14 protein-coding genes are annotated in these 16,318 nt (G+C 40.4%); 11 read left to right on the top strand and 3 right to left on the bottom strand.

Annotation, left to right across the window (positions count from 1 at the left end):
• Positions 1-7: 7 nt before the first annotated feature.
• Positions 8-484, bottom strand: a complete 477-nt coding sequence (locus HMAT_RS11220; RefSeq protein ID WP_104382781.1) for a hypothetical protein — start codon at positions 482-484, stop codon at positions 8-10.
• A gap of 11 nt (positions 485-495) precedes the next feature.
• Positions 496-1,332, bottom strand: a complete 837-nt coding sequence (locus HMAT_RS11215) for a cold-shock protein (protein WP_158655776.1) — start codon at positions 1,330-1,332, stop codon at positions 496-498.
• 300 nt (positions 1,333-1,632) lie between these two features.
• On the opposite strand from HMAT_RS11215, the gene HMAT_RS11210 reads away from it, so the two are divergent.
• The 9 genes from HMAT_RS11210 to HMAT_RS11170 all read left to right on the top strand — a co-directional run bounded on the left by HMAT_RS11210 (position 1,633) and on the right by HMAT_RS11170 (position 13,625).
• Entirely contained in the window at positions 1,633-2,046 is a 414-nt protein-coding gene (locus HMAT_RS11210) for a GNAT family N-acetyltransferase (protein ID WP_104382779.1), read from the top strand.
• Positions 2,047-2,058: 12 nt separating this feature from the next.
• Positions 2,059-2,967 (top strand): radical SAM protein, encoded by a 909-nt coding sequence (locus HMAT_RS11205; RefSeq protein WP_199768597.1) that lies wholly within the window; start codon positions 2,059-2,061, stop codon positions 2,965-2,967.
• 297 nt (positions 2,968-3,264) lie between these two features.
• On the top strand, positions 3,265-6,030 hold the full coding sequence (locus tag HMAT_RS11200) for a TonB-dependent receptor (RefSeq protein WP_104382778.1): 2,766 nt from the start codon (positions 3,265-3,267) through the stop codon (positions 6,028-6,030).
• A gap of 19 nt (positions 6,031-6,049) precedes the next feature.
• Positions 6,050-7,366 carry a DUF4876 domain-containing protein gene (locus HMAT_RS11195; RefSeq protein ID WP_104382777.1) on the top strand — a complete coding sequence of 439 codons (1,317 nt, stop codon included), beginning with the start codon at positions 6,050-6,052 and terminating at the stop codon, positions 7,364-7,366.
• A gap of 145 nt (positions 7,367-7,511) precedes the next feature.
• Entirely contained in the window at positions 7,512-9,068 is a 1,557-nt protein-coding gene (locus tag HMAT_RS11190; RefSeq protein ID WP_104382776.1) for a DUF6850 family outer membrane beta-barrel protein, read from the top strand.
• A 66-nt stretch (positions 9,069-9,134) separates the two neighbouring features.
• Positions 9,135-10,265: a cytochrome-c peroxidase gene (locus HMAT_RS11185; protein ID WP_104382775.1), complete on the top strand. Its 1,131-nt coding sequence runs from the start codon at positions 9,135-9,137 to the stop codon at positions 10,263-10,265.
• A gap of 451 nt (positions 10,266-10,716) precedes the next feature.
• Positions 10,717-11,958: a glycine betaine/L-proline ABC transporter ATP-binding protein gene (locus HMAT_RS11180; protein WP_104382774.1), complete on the top strand. Its 1,242-nt coding sequence runs from the start codon at positions 10,717-10,719 to the stop codon at positions 11,956-11,958.
• A 2-nt stretch (positions 11,959-11,960) separates the two neighbouring features.
• On the top strand, positions 11,961-12,785 hold the full coding sequence (locus HMAT_RS11175; RefSeq protein WP_104382773.1) for a proline/glycine betaine ABC transporter permease: 825 nt from the start codon (positions 11,961-11,963) through the stop codon (positions 12,783-12,785).
• Positions 12,786-12,788: 3 nt separating this feature from the next.
• The gene (locus HMAT_RS11170) at positions 12,789-13,625 is read left to right on the top strand and encodes a glycine betaine ABC transporter substrate-binding protein (protein WP_104382772.1); all 837 of its coding nucleotides are present in this window, start codon (positions 12,789-12,791) and stop codon (positions 13,623-13,625) included.
• A gap of 373 nt (positions 13,626-13,998) precedes the next feature.
• Here the strand turns inward: HMAT_RS11170 and HMAT_RS11165 are convergent, their stop codons facing one another.
• Positions 13,999-14,316, bottom strand: a complete 318-nt coding sequence (locus HMAT_RS11165; RefSeq protein WP_104382771.1) for an ABC transporter ATP-binding protein/permease — start codon at positions 14,314-14,316, stop codon at positions 13,999-14,001.
• 146 nt (positions 14,317-14,462) lie between these two features.
• Here HMAT_RS11165 and HMAT_RS11160 point away from each other — a divergent pair, with 146 nt between their 5' ends.
• Together HMAT_RS11160 and HMAT_RS11155 are read left to right on the top strand one after the other, a co-directional pair.
• Entirely contained in the window at positions 14,463-15,443 is a 981-nt protein-coding gene (locus HMAT_RS11160) for a helix-turn-helix transcriptional regulator (RefSeq protein ID WP_104383395.1), read from the top strand.
• 47 nt (positions 15,444-15,490) lie between these two features.
• Positions 15,491-16,315, top strand: coding sequence for a siderophore-interacting protein (locus HMAT_RS11155; RefSeq protein ID WP_104382770.1), 825 nt, complete (start codon positions 15,491-15,493; stop codon positions 16,313-16,315).
• The last annotated feature ends 3 nt before the right edge of the window (positions 16,316-16,318 follow it).

Genomic DNA, 16,318 nt, shown 5'->3' with positions numbered 1-16,318 from the left:
ATGGATATTATTTTCGGTATTTATTCGTCAAAAACCTGACAAGTCCAGTCATGGCTTTGAAGGCAAGCAACCCCAATCCTATACCCAACACAATGCCCAGGCCAATGCCGATCAGAATAGCCATGTTATTGCTATACCAATCATATACGGCATTAAGGAAAATACAAAATATAACGGAAACTATGCTGCTGCCCACAACGGCTGAAGAAAGGAATAGGGTTTTGAATCCTTTGGTTATGGACCGCTGTTGTAATCCGACGATAACCGATGTTGAAATAATGCCGGCGCTAATAAGCAAGATAATTGTTGCAACAAAGAGTAAACCAAGAAGGATGCTTATGACCGTGAGTGCTAAAAACACGAATGAACCCATCAGGAGCAGTACAGCTAAAAAATCATCATCGTTACGGAAAGAGTCAATCACATAATAATGGCTCGGTAAGAATCTGATTAATAATGTGGATAATAATGCTAGCAACCCCATTCCGCCTTGTTTTACTGCATGATCAGATTGATTTTTTCAATGGAATCTTCATTTTCAAGGAAATCAATATAGGGGATCAAGGGCTCGATATCTTGCTTGTCCATTGTTTCCAAATCGTCAAACAATGCTTCTACAAAATCATTACAGAAAGATTTGCCAAAACTATAGGCTCTGATTCTTGTTAAATCATCGTAATTTATCTCTGTTGCATTCAGATTAAGCACCTCTTCGGGAATCTCATAGTCGCCATCGGCTGGATAGCCAATATACCTGAACATTCTTTCTTTCCATACCCTGAATAAAATCTGATGTGAAACGTGGTTCCCAAAGTATGTGAAAATCTGAGTGAGAAGTTCAGATGCTATTTCTTTTTCAAAAATACCTGAGATACTTTTGTCAAGCAATTCAGCATAAGCCAAGAAAATAGAGCTGTTGAAACGGACATCAAAATGGGAGGTCAACATAGAAACCACGTTTTCTTTGCCCTGGGTTCGTAGTAATTGTCTTGCTGCTAATGAGGTGAGGTTGTGTTTTTGCTCGTGGCCGTGGTTATCGGGGATGAGTACAGTATGATCCTTTTCAAAGAGGGAAATGACGAATTTCCAATCTTCAGGTCTCTTGAGGATTTTACAGTTGTGGGCTAAGTAACCACTCCGCTTGGGATCAGGCTTCTTGTCTCCGACTATGACCTCAGCAGGCTGAATAATATGCTCTGGAGGAATTTTAAACCTGCGTATATGCACAAAGAGTTCTTCTCCGGAAGGTAACGCAAGGGTACCAAATCCTTTGTTATTGTCGAACCATTTGACAGCGCCGATAAACATGGCTGGTGTTGAGTTTTGTTTCAATGCTATAAAGGTAATGAATTAAAATATTTATTATGCATTGAAAATTAAATATTTGCGATTATCCGTTGAATAAAGATATTTTTAGGGGCATTCGCACATCTGAAGTGATTTTCCGGTGGTGAAGATGCAACGAAAACCAGTCAATTGAAGTGATTTATGGATATATAGCCCATTGATCCATGACTGAAATTCATATTTGCTAATAATTATTTATGTATTTTTCGTTAGTGTATAATCAATGGGTTTTGAAAAATGTATTATTATGAATAATTTCATAAATAATAAACTCATCATTTTACTATGCACTATCAAGCCGTATATCAGAAGATAGATTATAAACGCTATCAATTTTTAAGACAACAGTCCGGGTTATCGCCAAAAACGAACGAAGCTGCACGTCTAGGAATGGAAAATTCCTTATGCTGTGTGGCTATTTTGGATGGGGACAATGATAATGAAATAGTAGGTATGGGTAGGATCGTTGGCGATGGTGCTTGCCATTGCCAGGTCGTTGACATCTGTGTGCTCCCCGAGCATCAGAAAAAAGGGCTTGGAAAACTGATTATGCAGAAACTTGATGAATACATGAATTCGAACCTGCCAGATAGCTGCTATGTCAGTTTGATCGCAGATGGTCCTGCTTTCCAGCTCTATGCGCAATATGGTTTTAAGGAGGTGTGGCCTGCATCAAGAGGTATGGGTAGAACGTTTTAAAATGAATAGGCTATGATGCATCGTATAATTGCGAAATCCATCCTCAATAAGACAAAACGAAGAGATCCTTGGTTTCTTGATGATTATACGCTGAATCCCTACAGTGGTTGCTCTTTTAATTGTTTGTATTGTTATATCCGGGGAAGTAAGTACGGAATCAACATGGCAGAAAAGCTGAGTATGAAGGGGAATGCTGTCGAATTGCTGGAAAAGCAGCTGGCATTACGTGCGCGTAAAAAACAATATGGAATTATTGTCCTTTCTTCTGTAACAGATCCTTATCTGCAGCTGGAACAGTCCGAATTGCTTACCCGACAGTTGCTGGAAGTCATCCTGCACTATCGTTTTCCGGTACATATTATTACGAAGTCGAACTTAGTTACCCGGGATTTTGATTTGTTAAGAAAGATTGATGCAGAAGCAATACTTCCTGAAGATCTTCAGTCGAGATTAGGACATAAGGCGTTTGTTACCTTTTCATTTTCGACGATAGATGATCGTGTTGCCGGTATTTTCGAACCGGGGGCTCCCAAGCCTTCACTACGATTGGAAGCATTAAGGCAAGCGCGTGAACACGGGCTCCATAGCGGCGTCAGCCTGATGCCACTGTTGCCCTATATATCGGATACTGGGGCGAGTCTGGAATTGCTATTTCAGACTTTTCAGACTATTGGCGCCAGCTATGTTTTTCCTGCTACGCTCGTCCTATACGGAAATGATCCTGCGGACAATAGCGCACTGGTCATGCGCGCTATCGAAAAACATTATCCTCAGCTATTACAAAAGTATCAGCGACTATTTGGTGCAGATGGAAAATTGCAGGGTTACTACCGCCAAGCCTTTGCAAATAAGGCTAAGTCGTTGTCTTCACAATATGGATTGCGGGATAGTCTGTTTTGTTCAGAAAGTCCTGACGAGTAGTCTACCTTTTCAAAAATGCCCAACCCTTTTTTATCGACGAAACGCCCTTAATTGACCCAGCGTTTTTCCGTTTCTACCTTCCCTTAGATCATCCATTTACACACTATTATTCAGTTATTGAGCTTATATCTACGTTCGTTTTTATGCGTTTTTTATTTATTTATTGAGTTATATTGCGCTATTTAATTTAGATTTATTAAAAATAATTTTAATAAGTGCCTTTAAATCGCCTATATTTGCAATTGTTTAGAATGATTTTAAACAGATGAATTTCTAGATGCGTTTTTGTTCGTACTTATGAAAAAAGAATATTGGACTTTTTTTGCCTCACTTTGTCTTGTTATGGATGTATATGGACAATCCGTTTTAATTCAGGGGAAAGTTACTGATGATAGGAAAGCGTTATTGCCAGGAAGCACTGTAATGCTGAATCAACTGGATCTGTCAAGTGTAACCAATAATCGCGGCGAGTATAGTCTAAAAATTCCAACCGGGCAGTTTGGGAAATCGATTATTTTATCGGTCTCTTATTTGGGGAAAAAGGCGATAGAGCGGACAATTTTATTGGACTCTTTAAAAAAGGTCGAGAATTTTGTCTTGCAGGATATGAGTCTTGCACTTAATGAGGTAGCTGTACAGGCGAAAAAAGGGGAATTAAGTAACTCTTCCTTGGTATTTGACCGTGAAATGATCGAAAGATATCCTGCCCTTAGTGTAAATGACCTATTGAACCGTCTTCCGAACCGCAAAAACACCGCACCTTCCGTGCAAGATATGCAAATGTTGACACTGCGTGGAGCCTTTGAAGAAACTACTGTTGGCGCACGGAATGCGAATGAACTCAATAATGCCTTTGGTGTTGCCATCGTTATGGATGATATTACCCTTGGAAATAACGGGAATATGCAAGGACGTAACCCCGGTATATTTGGAATGTCAGGCGCAACCAATTCGATCAAACCTTCAGATTATGGATTGACGGGGCGTCCTGGGACGACAAAATCCTATTCGGGCGAGAATGTTTTTGGGGGTGTGGATCTGCGTCAAATCCCTGTGGAAAATATTGAGCGTTTGGAGGTAATATCGGGGGTCGCCCCGGCACGTTATGGCGATTTATCCAACGGTGCTGTGATCATTGAAAGGCAGGCAGGAAAGACCCCCGCTTTTTTCCGGCTTCAGGTCCGTAGTAATGCCACCTCCTATGGATTATCCAAGGGTATGAGCCTGGGGAAGAATTTGGGGACGATTAACACTGATCTAGGTTATGTTAAATCCTATGCCGACAATAGGGATAAATTGAAGCAATATGACCGCGTCAATGGGACATTGATCTGGACAAATTACTTTGGAGCTGAAAAAAAATTAAAACAAACTTTTTCAGGATCTTACAATAAAGTGATTGACCGGGTGAACAAAGATCCGGATGATCCGCAGTCCAATGCAATTTCATTTGGTGGTTGGGGTTGGAATGCTGCTAGCCGCACAAGTTACAAATTGGAGCATGAATTTCTCAAAAACATCAATTTTAATGCAGGCATAAGTTCCAGCCAACAAAACACCTACCGTGAACATTATTATAATGGTGGCGTTGTCCTCTATACGGATTCTGTTCAGACAGGTGTTGTGGAAGGACAATATGCGCCAGGACAATACACTGCGTTCGATGCAGTTGATAATAGACCCTTAAATTTAAATGGTAGACTAGAGGCAAATGCTTTTGCGATCACCGGAAATATAGTTCATAAGATAAACTTTGGTGCCAATTACAGCTATGATATCAATCGGGGTAAAGGGCGCTTGGCGGATCCTTCAATACCCAAGAAGGATCTCGGTAGCAGATCAGATCGATATTACGATTTCTCATTAACACATGCCTTGCAAAATTTTGGTTTCTATGCCGAGGATGCCGCTCGTATGAAATTGTTTAATAAAGACCTGGCCATAAGAGCGGGTGTTCGTTGGGATGTCATGAATGGTCATTCTTCCTTTTCTCCCAGAACGAATATCAATTATGCACTTTCCAAATCCACGCAGATTGGACTGGCGTATGGGCTGTCTTTTAAATCTCCCGGATTGGCTCAATTGTATCCCGGACCTACATTTGATGAGATAATTTTGCTAAATGCTTATAACGGCAGAGAGGATGAGAGCACAGCCTTGATTTATCTGAGAAGGTATGAAAAAGACAATAGCAATCTGAAAAGCAGTATGGGACAGACTTTAGAGTCTTCCTTGTCCTGGAACAAAAATGGTCATTATTTACGGACTAATCTTTTCTATAAAAAGAATGCGCGTAGTATCAATACTGCTACTGCTTATGAAGTGAGAGACTTACCTGCATATGAGGCAACCCCGGTTCCGGGCGCTAAACCAGTTGTCAGGGAGAAAGGAACAAAGCGGTATCTGTTGTCCAATCTATATTTTGACAATAGTAATAGTTCATCCAACTTCGGCCTTGAGGTCATGTATTCAGCTCCGCGGATTCCGTCTCTCATGACAACTTTTTCGGCCACGGCTGCATTTACGCTTGCTAATGCAAGTTCTTCGACGTTAAATAGTACTCCGTTTAATGCCGAACGAACAGCATTGGATGATATTGTAATCGGTTTTTTCCCGGCTAAATCTACCAAAAGTTATTTGAGCAGAGCACAACTCAGAAGCTCTACACATTTTCCGGCGCTGCGATTGATCATCGAATTCAGTGCAGACTGTGAATTGTATAATTATAGCAAAACTGCCTATGGGGATATCATACCCGTAGGGTACTATACCCGCGACTATGAATATCATGCGATTGATCAATTTGATATAACGAATCCAAAACATCTCGAACTCTATGCGAAAAGAAAAGTCGATGCGGATCGTGTCAATGCCGATAATAATTATGTGTATTGGAGCTTTAATCTCAATATGGCCAAGGAAATAGGCAAGAATATCTATCTCTCTTTTAATGTCTATAATTTCCTGGATTATCAGCCGCGGTTTTATAGAGAAGGGGCGACTGGCGTGAAGGCACCCAATTCGTCACCAAACTATGGTGCACAATTAACCTATAAATTCTAAACTCAAAAAATTAAACAATATGAAAACACGTTATTTGATTCCGCTTTTATTTTTACCTTTTATATCTTGTAAAAAGGATAATACACCCGGTGTACAGCCATTGGATATTAAATTAAATTTGAAATACGCATCTGCGGAGCTAAATGGTAAGTTAGATTTGAGCAAGGTGGTGGTTAAAGTGACCAATCTGTCGACAAAGACCAGTATGACCTATTCGCCGACCCAAGGCGTGGTCAATCTGGTATCCATTATGCCAGGCGAGTACGATATAGATGCTTCCATTACAATTCCCAAAGACCAATATTTTAACTCAACGGGGGAAGCAATTTTTGAGGATGTTACATTTAATGCGGCCATAAAAAAAGTAAACCTAACCAGTTCCTCAAGTTTGGATCTTGAATTAATTGCTGGTCTTCTGGGCAATTTTGTTATCAAACAAATCTATTATGCCGGATCAGACAATAAAGAAGGCGCTATTTATAGAGATCAGTTTTTTGAAGTTTATAATAATACCGACCGGGTTTTATATGCTGATAGCCTTTATTTTGGCCGTCTGTGGGGAAGACAGCGGAATACAAATGATCCTGTTCATTATCAGGTCAATGGACAATTGGATTGGAGTCAATCAATGGGGATGACTATCGGCGAAACCGCGAATACAGATTATGTCTATTTAAGAGATCTGTTTATGATTCCGGGAAATGGGAAGAGCTATCCAGTAGAACCAGGTAGGAGCATCGTGATTGCGCAAAATGCATTGAACCATAAGGTGCCATTTATAGGAAATAATGGAAAGGAAGTGGCCATTAAAAAACCAGAGTTAACAATAGATTTGAGTAAAGCTAGCTTCGAGGTGCATTATGGAGATATCCCAGGTAATAAGCCCTTTTCAACCGATATTGATAATCTGGATGTACCTAATGTTCAGATATTGGATTATACGGGCAATGACTGGATCCTGGATAATTTAGGACGTGATGCCTATGTGATATTTAAGCATTCGGACCGGGCTGCCGTAGAGAATCTTCCTAGCTACCCCGAACCGTCCATAAATCCACCAAGTTCTACAGCAAAAAAATACAGACAGTTGCCTGTCAATTGGATGATGGATGCCGTAGATGTGCAACCCAATACGACAGATGATAGAATTCCTAAAAAACTACCGCCAGCTTTAGATGCAGGCTTTACATTCGTAACACTCGGTGGCTACTCATCCCAATCCGTGATTCGTAAAACCGATAAAACCACGAATGGCGTTCGAAAGTTGAAGGATACAAATAATTCAACAGTGGATTTTGTTGTCATAAAAGCAAATCCATTCGGTTTTGCGGATTAAGATGCACAATGCAATTCGATTTCATCTGCTTGCTGTCAAGCAAGCAGATGAAAGTTGAAACAATAACTAACGAGCCGTCCCGGACGATTTCTATCTGCATGCTCATTTATACTTTGAGCAAGTCATTAATAAAACAATTCTATCGATGAAAAGTATTGAATATATTGCTGCCGCTACCGCATTTTTTTTAAGCTGTATTGCTGTGCAAGGGCAAATAAAGCCTAGTGCAACAGTGGATTCATTGACAGCGACACTGTACTGGTCCCAACCTTCATCTATTATGTCTCATGATATGGCTGTTCGAAATAGGGTGTGGATTTCAGAGGAAATGAAGAATAAGTCTTCCATATTAGGGGTTCAACAGTCGATCGCCAAAGGAAGTTTCCAGCCTGCACAGGGTGCTGATGGACTAAAACAGACCTACATTTATACGGAAGGGAAAACAAAATGGCAAAAGACTGATTTTTGGGGACGATTTTCTTACGACCGTAGCTCAGAGGATAGCACTTCACTGCGCCACCAATCGAGATGGAATGAAGACGCTCCAGTTTATTTTGGCTCCCTAAAAAAAAATAAATACAATCGGGAAACATATAAACTAGATGCTGGAATTCAACATACATTTCTAAATAATCGCCTGCCGATTTCCTTAGGGATTGATTATAGGTTAGGTTCTCATTATTCCAATAATGATCCAAGAGGAGATATTAAAGATATGAATTTGCAGTTTGAATTGAGTGTCGGGCACAATCTTCCAAAAATTTCTTATCACCTTTCGGGTAGTTGGGGTTACGGTTCTGAACGGGTAAATGTTGGCTATAAAAATGAAAAATATACCAAAAATACCGAAGATCCATTGTATGTTAATTGGATCATGAACGGTTTTGGAAACGCACGTGAAAAGATAAGCGAGATCAACTACAATGACCTCATCAATCGGACGGGAATAGGGGGACATCTGTTGTTAAAACCCAATGGAGCAGATAGGATCTACCTAAACGGACGCTATATCAATGAAAAGCAGTCTTTCCGAAGAAATGATAATTCTAAACAGACTTATTCATTGTTAAATGATTATACAAAAGATATCAGTTCTGTAGATTTTTTATGGAGCCGTCAGATGCATAACCAAACAGCATTGAAACTGGCATTAACTGGGCAGATCGAAGAAGGAAAAGACTTTAGTTATACCTATTTGTCCAATAACTATACCTATCAGCAAAATCAGATGCAAATCAAGGGTCTGTTTGGTTTTCGTCAGTTTCAGACTGAAGGGAGTATCGCTGTGCGAAATTTTAGAAAAAAAGATGGCGTGACTGGTAACCTGATGGATGTTGATCAGATCAAAGCAGGAATTGGTCTAAACCGCAGATTTGGGGTAAATGAGCGCGCTGATCTATTGGGTTCTGTCCATTATCTCAGGCAATGGTCTCCTGCGAATGATTTAAGCGTGTCCGATTTGAATACAGGTAATTTTGCGAGGCAGATTCTTTATCAGGATTACCTTTATGAGACTGCCCCAAGTAATACCTGGACTACATCGTGGATATGGATGACTCATCGGGACAAAACAGACTGGAGTATACAGTTTCAGCTAGATTATCAGCATCGGGGCGATCTGGTGTCATTAAATTATGACTTGTCTGCCTTACCCGGTAAAGATCGGTTTTTAGGCAAATTGGGTATTTCGTATATTTTCTAATGAAATCCTGTACAGCAGTAAAGAAACTGCCGGTACTTTTTGAGCATATTTGAGGTTGTATTAATAATGAAAAAACATAGTGTAGTATTAGTCGGTATCATCGGACTTGTTGGTTTACTTTCCATGAAAGATCGACAGATGGCTTTGTATGAAGAATTGCAGTTGCGCTATCGAAGACCAGTAAGCGAGTGGCCTAAACCGACGATTGATGCTGGCGTAAACTGGAAAGAATTTAAGTCACTGCCCAAGGTGGATACAAGTTATTTTTCTTTGATGGAAAAGCCGGATGTCAAGCTGGGGAAATATCTTTTCTTTGATCCGATTCTGTCCGGTAGTAATCAGATTTCCTGTAGCAGCTGTCACAATCCCCAGACATCATGGGCTGATAAACTGACGGTTCCGGTTGGTAACGATCATTTGGAGGGTACTCGTAACACACCGTCGTTACTGAATGTGTACGCGCGAAAAGAACTGTTCTGGGATGGAAGATCGAAGTCGCTGGAAGAGCAGGCGCTAGGTCCTATTGAAGCACATCATGAAATGGACATGGAGCTGACCAAATTGATCCCAAAATTGAAAGCAATTCCGGCCTATAACAAACTATTTTTAGCGGCTTTCGGTGAGGAAGACTATTCCATGCCGGAGGTTTTAAAGGCTTTAGGTGCTTTCCAACGGACATTGACAAGTAGACGAAGTCGTTTTGATGAGTTTTTGGATGGTAATTATAAGGTGTTGTCCGAGCAGGAGGTACGTGGACTGCACCTCTTTCGTACAAAAGCGAGATGTATGAATTGTCACAATGGTCAGTTTTTTACGGATGACGCTTATCATAACATCGGACTGAGTTATTACAAGCGAAAATATCAAGACCTGGGACGGTATGAGATTACCAAAGATCCTGCTGATATAGGACGCTTTAGGACACCATCGCTGCGGGATGTGATGAATACTGATCCGTGGATGCACAATGGATTATTCTGGAATATGACAGGATTGTTGAATATGTATAACAGCGGGATGAAAATGAACTCAGCGACGCCAGAGCAGAAGACGAAAGATCCACTTTATCCGGTTACAGACCCTTTAATGCAGCCTTTGAATCTTAGTAAAGAGGAAATAAAAGATATCGAAGCATTTTTACATGCCATCACAGCAACTTCCTATCGCATGCGCCGCCCTGAAAGTTTGCCGCGGTAGTGCCCCACATCGCATTATCTGCTCACATTTTTACTTCGTTTGGTGGTTTTTGTAACATACTCATGATGAGTGTTGTATCTAGAAAAAGAGGCATTTAATTTATTTTTCGTACCTTTGTGCTGTCAAAAGACAGAATGGCGTGAGTTTATTCCGCTAGTACTGGAGCCTTTTTGGGGCGCAGTCGAAGTTGTTCGTTGTACTTGTTGAAGTATATTTGGAGCTGTGTTTAGCATAGCTCATCTTTAAAAGATTAATTTCTTTTTCATCGTTGCTCTTATCGAACCGAGAGTAAAGCGTGTTAGTTAATAAGTAGATTGAACTGAAGTTTAAAATTTCGATCAAACGAATTCAACTGTAGGGATATTTTATGTGAACGAAAACTACGTAGGTGTATAACCTTAGTGGCACGCTCATGCGCTTCTGTTTTATTTATGTTTAAAAAAATTAAAAAATGGATAAAACTAGGAAGGTAAAGGTAAAAGTTGAAGATTTGACCATTGTTTTTGGTAAACAAAAAAAACAGGCTTTGAAATTATTGGACGAGGGATTTTCGAAGAAAGAAATACTAGAAAAAACGGCATGTACCATAGGGATCAACAAAGCGAATTTCGAAATCTATGAAGGTGAGTTTTTTGTGATCATGGGGCTTTCGGGTAGTGGAAAATCGACCTTACTTCGTTGTTTAAACAGGCTGAATGAGCCTACCTCCGGAAAGGTTTATGTCAATGATGAAGATATCACCGGAAAAAATAATAAAGAGCTTTTGGAGGTGCGCAGGACAGAGATGAGTATGGTCTTTCAAAAATTCGGCTTGCTCCCGCACCATACGGTGCTGAGTAACGCTGCATTTGGACTGGAAATAAGAGGGGAGGACAAAGAATCACGTGAGGCAAAAGCGCAAAAGGCTCTTGATATCGTTGGATTGAACGGCTTCGAACAGCAATTGCCAGCTCAACTTTCCGGCGGTATGCAGCAACGCGTAGGATTGGCCCGAGCCTTGGCCAATGATCCTGAGGTCTTACTGATGGATGAAGCGTTTTCGGCACTGGATCCCCTGATCAAAGCCGAAATGCAGGATCAGCTGCTTGAACTACAGGATACGCTACAAAAAACAATTGTCTTTATTACCCATGATCTTGATGAAGCCATTAAATTGGGCGATCGTATCGTTATTATGAAGGATGGAGTAATTGAGCAGATTGGTACTGCTGAGGATATCCTGACGAACCCTGCTAGTGATTATGTAAAAGCATTTGTCGAAAAAGTGGATCGGAAATCAATAATTACGGCAGGCTCATTGATGTTTGAGAAACCGACTGTTGTGCGGTTCAAAAAAGATGGCCCCGAAGGTGCTCTGCGCAAAATGCGTGCCTCCGGTATAGATATATTACCTGTCGTGGACGTGCATGATCATTTTTTCGGATTTGTGCATATCAACGAGGTGATCCAGTCAGCCAAACGTAAAGAACCGACCGTTGAAGCAATCATCCACGCAAATGTTCCTACCGTATCAAAAGACGTGACCGTGGAGGAAATGTTACCCCTGATTTCAGAAGTAAGATCGCCTATTGCCGTGCTGAATGAACATAATCGTTTGCTGGGAATTGTAACCCAGACTTCATTAATCATTGAGGCGACCAAATACAACGAAGAGGAGATCATCGAATTAAAAGAGCAAGCAAATAATCAATAGATATGAATAAAATAATCGACATAGGACAATATATAACCATAGCGGTCAATTGGTTGACAGACAATCTGAAACCGTTTTTTGATCTGATCAAAAACACCGGAAATACATCTATTCTGGGTCTTGAATGGCTATTGATCGCGACTCCTTTTTTTGTGATGATCGCACTTTTTACCGCATTGGCCTGGTGGAAATCCGGCCGAGGCGTTGCACTGACCACATTCTTGGGATTGACATTGATCTATCTGATGGGTTTCTGGACAGAAACAATGGAAACATTGGCTTTGGTACTGGTGGCGACGGTGACCGCATTACTTATTTCCGTACCGCTGGGGATATGGGCGGCCAAAAATAAGCTTGCCGCAAAGATTATCCGACCTTTATTGGATTTAATGCAGACAATGCCCGCATTTGTTTATTTAATACCAGCGGTGTTGTTTTTTAGCATCGGAAAAGTACCCGGCGCTTTTGCTACCATCATTTTTGCCATGCCCCCGGCGGTTCGTCTGACCACTCTGGGTATTGATGGGGTTCCGAAAGATATTGTTGAAGCTGCCCGTTCATTTGGAGCGACAAATAGACAGATTTTATTTAAGGTCGAATTACCTTTGGCAACTAAAACCATTCTTGCCGGGATCAACCAGACAATATTGCTATCGTTATCGATGGTGGTAATTGCGGGGATGATTGCTGCTGGTGGTTTGGGCGAAAGAGTTCTTGAGGGAATCAATAATCTTGACATAGGCCTTGGGTTTGAAAGTGGACTATCCGTGGTGATTCTAGCAATTATTTTGGACCGGATAACACAAGGTTTTGTAAATAAAAAATAAATAATGATGAAAATTAGGATACTAGTATGCTGTGTAATCGTGCTTTTGTTTTCGGCCTGTCATAGTGGCAAGAAAAATAATATCATCCATATTGGGATGGTTGACGGTTGGGCAGAGGGTGTTGCGATGACCTATATTGCCAAAGCGATCATGGAGGAGAAAGGGTATCATGTGGTTATACAGCGTGCTACCCCAGATATGATCTTGGCCTCTATGAATAATGGTGATACAGATCTTTATATGGATGTCTGGCTACCTTTGACACATGGCGCTAAGGTAGCGAAATTTCCAAATCTAAAGGAAATTGGTACCAGTTATGCTTCCGCACGCAATGGTCTTGTTGTGCCCGATTATGTTTCCATTGATGATATCGGTCAATTGAAGGAGCACGAAGCAGAGTTCAATAATAGAATTATTGGTATTGAAAAAGGCGCAGGGATTACAGCGGCTGTAGATCAGGTTGTTAAAGATTATGGATTAAATTACAGACACATAAATTCATCCACAGTGGCGATGATTACTGAGCTGCAAAATGCCATTAAGGATCATAGGTGGATTGTCGTGGCGGGTTGGCAGCCCCATTGGATGTTTGGTAAGATGAAATTGAAATTTTTAAACGATCCTAAAAAGACATTGGGAAGTACAGAAGAGATTAAAATCTTTGCACGCAAAGACTTTGGCGAAGATCAACCGGAATTGGCAAATCTCTTTTCACACATCCACTTTGATGAGGGGACGATGGCTGATCTCTTGGTACAAATGGAAGGAAAAAGAGATAAAGCTGATGCGGCCAGAAATTGGCTGGCGGAGCACCGTTCCCTGCTAAAAATCCCGGAATAGTTTATAAGTGTACTTGCTTTGCCTAGCCCCATTCGACTCTTCAAATGGGGCTATATTTTACTATCTTATTTTGATAAATGATTAGTTTTTGTAGTTATTTTTATATTTTTATAATTATTAAATTATCATCTGTTAGATAGGGTAATTCACCAGTAGAGATATAGCACTTGCTAAGTACGGATAAAGCACAGATAAAGTACTAATTTGTTACAAAACGCAATGTACTTTAAACATACTATATGGGTACTGAAGAAGACTTATAAACGAGTTCGGATGAGCTTGTATGTAAAGACGTTTTTAATTTATAGGAAATGCTCAAAAAGCATGGCGCTCATTTCGCTATACCTCCCTTACCTTAATAATAGATCGACTCTTAAAATATATCAGAATTTGAAATATCGGCATCATAGCTCGTAGTTTGTGCATTTTTCAGGTATATGCGCGCTAAATTAATTTGTTGCTTTTGTTCGACGGAAAGTGGATGGCGTTCGTCATCGACAAAAGTGTCCAGGCCTTTAGGAAATTCCCAGGCAAAGTCCAGTACCATCGCTTTCTCTGCCGCATAAATAACATCAAGCTTACTCGCCAGAGGATTACCGACTTTGATATTATTATAGATGCTATCCGGGATTAAGTGCATGTCGATGTCATCTGTTAACGACAGCTCCATATCGATATTTTTCTTTTGCATACGCCAAATGGTATTAAATAATTAAGAATCATTCTAAATAAATTTGTAATTTAGCCAAAGATAACAGGTAAAGTGCTATCGTTGGGTATACAATGAGGAGTAAAAAGTCCGTGAAAAGGAATAGTTGAAACTTAATGAAATATGGAATGGGATTAAGACTTTATGATATTGATTCGGCAAGTTTGTTGTTGGAAAGAAACTATCCACAGACATTCTTTGCTATCGATGACGGTATTCAGGAGTGCACGACACATTTGGGTACATCATTCGGTAGAGGTTATTACAAGGAGATTTTTTTTGACGGAATTCATATAGGCTATGGCCATGCAAATTTATATGAACGCATACTATTTCGTTTTGAAAGTGATTTTGAGACTGTGGAGATGCATTTTGCCATGAAAGGGAAGAGTCAGGCCACCGGAGAAACGTTGCCTGCGACCATAAATTTTGAAACGTATCAGCATAACATTCTCTACGGCAATTCAATATGCGGTCGGATGCAATGGGAGAGTAACGAGTTTCAAATATGTGAGATAAACTTGTCGCCAGATTTTTTTAAGAAATTTCTGCCAGACAACTCCATCCTGTTTAGTGATTTTAGGAACACTATTGAAAAAAAGAAATCAGGTCTGTTGACAGATGTTAATAGAAGGATTACCCATGAAATGTACGATATTATCGATAGTATAGTCAACTGTGAGCGAAAGGGTATTTTTAAAAAAATATACCTCGAAGCAAGAATCATGGAATTATTGCTGCTTCAATTGGAACAGTTGGCGCAAAATACCATTTCGAACACGAAGCTTAGAAAGTCTGATGTCGATAAAATCTATGCGGTCCGTGAATTTTTACTGCATAATATGGACTCAAATAATACACTTGTCAACCTGGCACATCTGGTCGGGACAAATGAGTTTACATTAAAGAAAGGATTTAAAGAGCTTTTTGGTACGACAGTTTTTGGTTTTTGGAATGATGCAAAAATGGAACATGCAAAAAAACTCATCCTAGACAAAAACATGACCATTGGTGAAGTGTCTGATGCTGTTGGGTATAAAAATCAACGACATTTTTCAGGTGCTTTTAGACGAAAATTTGGATTCCCCCCAAGCAAATTGAAAAGCTAATACAGTTATATTAATAGTCCCTTGATTACCCTTAAATTTATACCGCTATGGGCAGAGCTGAGATGAAAATTATACAAGCAGAATTGAGAGTCAGCCGAAAAGAATACCTGACTCCGCACTACATCCGAATTTATTTGACCGGAGATGGTGTTTTGGAAATTGCGGACACCACCATCGGAGTTAATAATAAGATTATGATTCCTCCCCCCGGATTAAATAAAGTATATTTTCCGGAGTTTGATTTTGAAAAGGGGCAATGGAAACCCATGGACGATGACGTTCGACCGACAGTACGAACCTATACCCATCGCGGTATTGATCTTCGGCGTAATGAAATTTGGATAGATTTTGTAGCACATGGGGATGAGGGACCGGCGTCAGCCTGGGCAATAGGTGCCAAAACAGGGGATGTATTGGGAGTCCTGATGAAAGCCGGTAAGACAGAATTATTTCCGCAGGCCGATAATTATTTACTGGTAGGGGATGCCACAGCGCTTCCTGTATTTGGTGCTATATTGGAAAATCTACCAGCATCCGCCAAAGGGACATGTATCGTTGAAGTTCATGGTCGTGAAGATGTACAAAAATTATATACAAAAGCAGCTATAGACTTTCTCTGGTTGCATAATGAAGTACCACAAGAAGGAAGTCTACTTGCAGATCTGGTGAAGATGAAATCCCTTCCGCAGACAGCTCGGTTTGCTTATGTTGCTGCCGAATTTTCAACCGTTCGGGAGATACGCAACTATTTGCGTAAGGATCTCGGCTGGAAAAGGGAAGAACTCTATGCTTATTCTTATTGGAAAATAGGCGTCGCAGAGGATAAATCTGCTAACGAACGTCGTAAGGAGAGCGAAGAAGTCAATTCATGAGCG

The sequence above is a fragment of the Sphingobacterium sp. HMA12 genome (assembly GCF_002933815.1).
Classification (GTDB): Bacteria; Bacteroidota; Bacteroidia; order Sphingobacteriales; family Sphingobacteriaceae; genus Sphingobacterium.
This window is presented reverse-complemented; position numbering and strand designations above follow the sequence as displayed.